This is a genomic window from Marinagarivorans sp., assembly GCF_982758155.1.
Window position 1 is genome coordinate 1 of sequence record NZ_CEXWTU010000299.1, and the last position, 4,978, is coordinate 4,978.

The following is a 4,978-nucleotide window of genomic DNA, read 5'->3' on the forward strand; positions in this document are numbered from 1 at the left end:
GTGTTGGTGCCGTTAATGGTAACTACCGCCTGCTTAACCCCGGTAACAGTGGCGAAAGCGATTACTGGCGCTATCAAAGTAACATTAAACGTGGCGAAGAATGTTTTGGCTCTGTAATGGGCGCCCACGGGGCTTTTTATGTAGTGCGCACAAAACTGTTTAATACCGTGCCCGTCGATACCATTAATGATGACTTTATTATTCCTATGCGAATCGTCGAAGCCGGTTATCGCGTGGTGTATGAGGACCAAATCAACGCCGTTGAACTTGAGTGCAGCGACAACGCACTTAACTGGCATCGCCGTATCCGTATCGGAATGGGCAACATGCAGCAAATGATTCGCCTGCGCGGGTTATTCCATCCTCGCTTTAAAGGCGTGAGTTTTACTTTTTTCTCAGGAAAAGGTTTACGCGTACTGATGCCTTTTTTAATGGTCTATTGCTGGCTAGCATCTGCAAGCTTGGCGTTAAACTCCCTCTTTTTCTTACTTCTTTTTTCCTCGCAGAGCTTGATATACGCGATAGCCGCTGTGGTATGGATAAAAGGCGATCGTCATTGCCATCGAATTGGCAAGGCCATATTTTATTTAGTCTCTGGCCATTTGGCCAACATGATTGGTTCTATTAAATATTTAGCTAACGCCAACCGTCACTGGTAATCGAGGAATATCCCATGCACGCACTAGAATTAATACAAACTGCCGACAATCAAATTATGCAAAACCCTACGCGCCGATTAAAGCGTGCAGCCGATATTGCTATCTCTGCATCATTATTGATTGTACTAGCACCGCTTTTCCCAATACTGGCAATAGCGATAAAAGTCACCTCACCGGGCCCTATCTTTTTTAAACAGCGCCGTACCGGGTTATGCATGCCAAGCTCAACACGGTTTTTCTCGATGGTTAAATTTCGCAGTATGCGAGTCGATGCCGAGCAAAAATCCGGCGCTGTTTGGGCCACCAAAAATGACCCTCGTACCACCCAATTTGGTCTTTTCCTTCGCAAGACTCGACTCGATGAACTCCCACAACTGTGGAATGTGTTAATCGGCGATATGTCCATGGTAGGCCCACGCCCCGAACGCCCAGAGTTTTATCAAAAACTTGAAGACCAAATCCCTTATTTTGTCGAACGCACCTACGGCGTATTGCCAGGCATTACAGGCCTAGCGCAAGTGAATCAAGGTTATGACACCTGTATTGAAGATGTCCGCTCAAAGCTCGGTTACGACCTAAGCTACTGCCTGGCCTTAGAAAGCGTATGGGGCTGGCTAAAAATGGACTGCAAAATCATGTGGCAAACCTTTACCGTAATGATTTGTGGTCGCGGCCAGTAACTTAGGCCACAAGCCTCGCCCCTTAATTCAACAACTCCATGCTGCGTATTAAAGACACGTCATGGGGTTGCTGCCTAATAATCATTACTGTTAGATGATTTCTTGCATTGCAACTTGATTCGCAAATTGCAATTCCAAAACTAGCAACATACCGATATCGGTCTACAGCCCCCGCCATACGTGAACATTCGTTATTGGCCTAGTCCTCGCAATAGTCTTTGTAGTTACGCAACTTCACTTGCACTACATCGATTAAAGAGGAAAGTCCTATGCAACTCAGTATTCAAGCTAACACTCAAAAAACTATTTTCGTTGAACTTCAAGGCGAATTTGATGCACTCGGCTGCCGCGAAATTCGCTTATCGCTCGAGCAACTCGTGGAAGATTTTGGTGACCGAGAAATCGAATTAAATCTCAACGACGTCTCGTTTATTGATTCATCCGGCATCGGCGCCTTAGTCTTTTTATTCAAACGTTTACGCACACAAGGTGGCCAAGTACGGCTGGTAAATGTTCAAGGTCAGCCTCGCGAGCTCATTACACTGTTACGTGTTGATCAAGCCATGCCTGTTAGTTGGGCCAATAGCGCCGCTTAGGGAAGGAGAACATCATGCTGCCATCACGCCTACATCTGCCCTTAATTATTAGTAGTCTTCTGTGTTTAAACAATTGCGCCCAATGGCCAGATGCAGGTCGCGGAGGCATGGCTGAAGATAACTTAGGAAACCTAATCACCGTTGAAAACCAATATGCCCTAACGGTAAAACACGGTTTACGTTTTGATTTTGGCCAGCTTAAAAATCACCTCGATATTTTGATTTTACAAGGCGCTCAGTGGTGCTTTCCCGCCGCGGTTAATGAGGCTCAATTACGTGAAGGCCGAATTGCACGCGAGCTACGAGGCCAATTTTTTGAAGATGCTGAAGTTGATGTACTGATTCAACGTCAACATCTCGCCAGCCTAGAACGGCGCTTAAACAAAGTACTGCGCGAGGCCTCCTGTGTACCACCTAATGATTCCGCAGAGGCAGCAGTCGTTCATGCTGATACCAGCAATGGCGATAGCAAGGCGATCGCGAATATCAGTAATAGCAACACTTTAACCGAACTCCTTAACAGTGATAATCAATTCGCCACCAACTCGGCAATCATTAACCCAAAATATGCAGAGCGCCTTCGTACTGCGGCCCTGCAGCTTAAAGATCAAGCTCAAGTTCAAGCTCAGCAATTAACGATTACAGGCCATGCCGATCGACGTGGCACTAACGCCTTTAATGCCACGCTATCACAGGCTCGCGCTAACGCCGTTGCTCGCTTTTTGGTAGATGAAGGGATTGAAGAGCATCGAATTACTGTGATCGCAAAAGGTGCCCAAGCGCCGCTTTATGAAGGTAACAACAGCGCTGTGTGGCTTGTTAATCGCGCCGTTACCATTGAGCTAAGTCTTGTGAAGGTGCAACCATGAACCGTTTTATAGTTTCTTTTATCGTCGTTTTACTGTGTTGCACATTAATGTCTGCTCATAGCTCTGCCGATAATTATCGAATTCAAGCCGGCGATATTATTCGCATCTCATTACCGGGCGAAAACAGTCTAGACACAGAGTTTGAAGTGGACCGCCAAGGTAATGTCGTATTGCCAGAAGTGGGCGCATTAAATATTGAAGGCCTTAATGAAAACGAGATGCAAAGCGCCGTTAAAGGCGTGCTAAGCACCGCTTTTCAGTCTTTAAGTTCTATGCGCGTTTATGTCCACGAGCGCCGCATGCGTATTAGCGTTTTGGGCTATGTTAATTCTCCGGGTGAAGTCGTCGTTGCGGCCGGTGCATCGGTACAAGCGGTGATTAATGAGGCTGGCGGCTTACGTGCTGGGGCTCAGTTAGATCGCATGCAGCTGCGCCGAGATGGCCAACCTCAAATGTTCGATTACAAACTTTACCTGGACCAAGGCGACCCAACGCTTCTCCCTACGTTGCAGTCACTCGATACCGTATTCGTTACCGCTTCGCCCAAAATAGGCAACGTCGAACTCGAGTTTGACCCCGCCAAAATGGCCGATGCTGGCGACGCGTCTGATGCTCGCTCGGCTATTAAAGTCTTTGGCGAAGTTAACAGCCCAGGTAGCTTTACGTACATTGAAGGTACCACCGTGGTTGATTTACTCATGCGCGCAGGCGGTGTTACCCGCTATGGCGGTGTCGAGCGCATACGTATTATCAGTGAAGGTGAGCCCAAACTGTTCGACTTAAAAGCTTACCTCGATACCGGCAACACTCAACTTCTGCCCAAAATTAATGTGGGTGCGACTATTTTTGTTCCCATGCAAGAAGAAGCCATTAAATCCAGTGCCAGTACGGTTTACATCATGGGTGAAGTGTTTAGCCCCGGCGCCTATGAAGCAGCCGATGATGTGACCTTTATGGATATACTCGCCAACGCAGGCGGCCCTACCCGCTACGCCGAATCACGACAAATTCGCGTTTTAAAATTAGACGGTGCCGTTATGCGGTTTGATCTTGCGGCGTACACAGAAGGTACGATAAAAGAAACGCCTAAAATTGCTGCCGGCGATGCCATTTTTATTCCCGAAAAAACCGACATGAATGAAAAAAGCTGGCTAAAAATTGCCCCCGATCGCGCTGTGCGTGTTATTGGCGAGGTGGTACGCCCTGGCCGTATTGAATGGTCAAATGAAATGAGCTTACTGGATTTACTCGCTCACGTAGGCGGCCCCGTTAGCCGTGCAGACACAACCAATATTGAAATAGTCATACCCGACGCACAAGGTAAAACCAAAACCACTGTATTTAATTTGGACCGCTTTATTCGCGAAGGAAAATCCGACGCCGAACTCCCCCAATTACGTGCCGGCACTACTATTCGTGTGCACGATCTACCACAGGACCCGTCCGACAATAAATCCCAGTGGGTACGCCAATCCTCAGAAAAATCGATTTATATATTTGGTGAGGTAGGTGCCCCCGGGCGCTATATGTTTACTCACGACTTAGGCTTTTTAGATATTTTATCTGCCGCAGACGGCCCCACAGCCACCGCAGATTTACATAAGGTGCGCATAACCCACCGCAATAAAAAACATGCGCAAGTCACGCACTTAAACCTTGCGCTGTACTTTGAAACCGGTGACGAATCACTATTACCCGACATTCAACCCGGCGACAGCATTTACGTTCCAGCACGAGAGCGCGCATGGATTGATCAGCCCAAAGAAGAAACAATCCGTGTATTAGGTGAAATTCACGAACCCGGTCGCTATCAATTTAACGACTCCATGACCGTATTGGATCTACTCGCGCAAGCGGGTGGGCCAACCAGTAACGCCCTTGTGACCAAGATTTTAGTGGTTAACCCCAGCTGCTGTAAAAATAAAGCACGCCGTTTTGACCTGCTCAAATACAGTAAAAGCGGTCGCTTAGATCAGCTCCCCGTATTACGCGCCGGGGATACGGTGTATATCCCGAATAAAGAAGACAGTGCCGGCGCCAAAGCCCGCTTGGTACTCGGCGACATATTCAAGGTTGTTTCCCTTGGCATTTTATTTGGCCTGTGAGGTAGTTGTATGCAAATTGCACCGTTTGAAGCCGAAATCGAGAACCTCTATGGCCGCCTAGCGGCTAGC

Annotated in this window: 5 protein-coding genes; all 5 read left to right on the forward strand. The window is 47.7% G+C overall.

Annotated elements, in window-relative coordinates; translation table 11 throughout:
• Positions 1 to 659: glycosyltransferase family protein (locus AC3A8L_RS19770; RefSeq protein WP_487963992.1), on the forward strand; the 659-nt coding region annotated here is incomplete at its 5' end.
• Between the two features lie 14 nt (positions 660 to 673).
• Positions 674 to 1,339, forward strand: coding sequence for a sugar transferase (locus tag AC3A8L_RS19775; protein ID WP_487963993.1), 666 nt, complete (start codon positions 674 to 676; stop codon positions 1,337 to 1,339).
• Between the two features lie 269 nt (positions 1,340 to 1,608).
• Positions 1,609 to 1,935 carry an STAS domain-containing protein gene (locus AC3A8L_RS19780; RefSeq protein ID WP_487963994.1) on the forward strand — a complete coding sequence of 109 codons (327 nt, stop codon included), beginning with the start codon at positions 1,609 to 1,611 and terminating at the stop codon, positions 1,933 to 1,935.
• Between the two features lie 14 nt (positions 1,936 to 1,949).
• Positions 1,950 to 2,804, forward strand: coding sequence for an OmpA family protein (locus AC3A8L_RS19785; protein ID WP_487963995.1), 855 nt, complete (start codon positions 1,950 to 1,952; stop codon positions 2,802 to 2,804).
• Positions 2,801 to 4,909 (forward strand): SLBB domain-containing protein, encoded by a 2,109-nt coding sequence (locus AC3A8L_RS19790; RefSeq protein WP_487963996.1) that lies wholly within the window; start codon positions 2,801 to 2,803, stop codon positions 4,907 to 4,909. Before AC3A8L_RS19785 ends, AC3A8L_RS19790 begins: the two co-directional genes overlap by 4 nt.
• Positions 4,910 to 4,978: the final 69 nt, after the last annotated feature.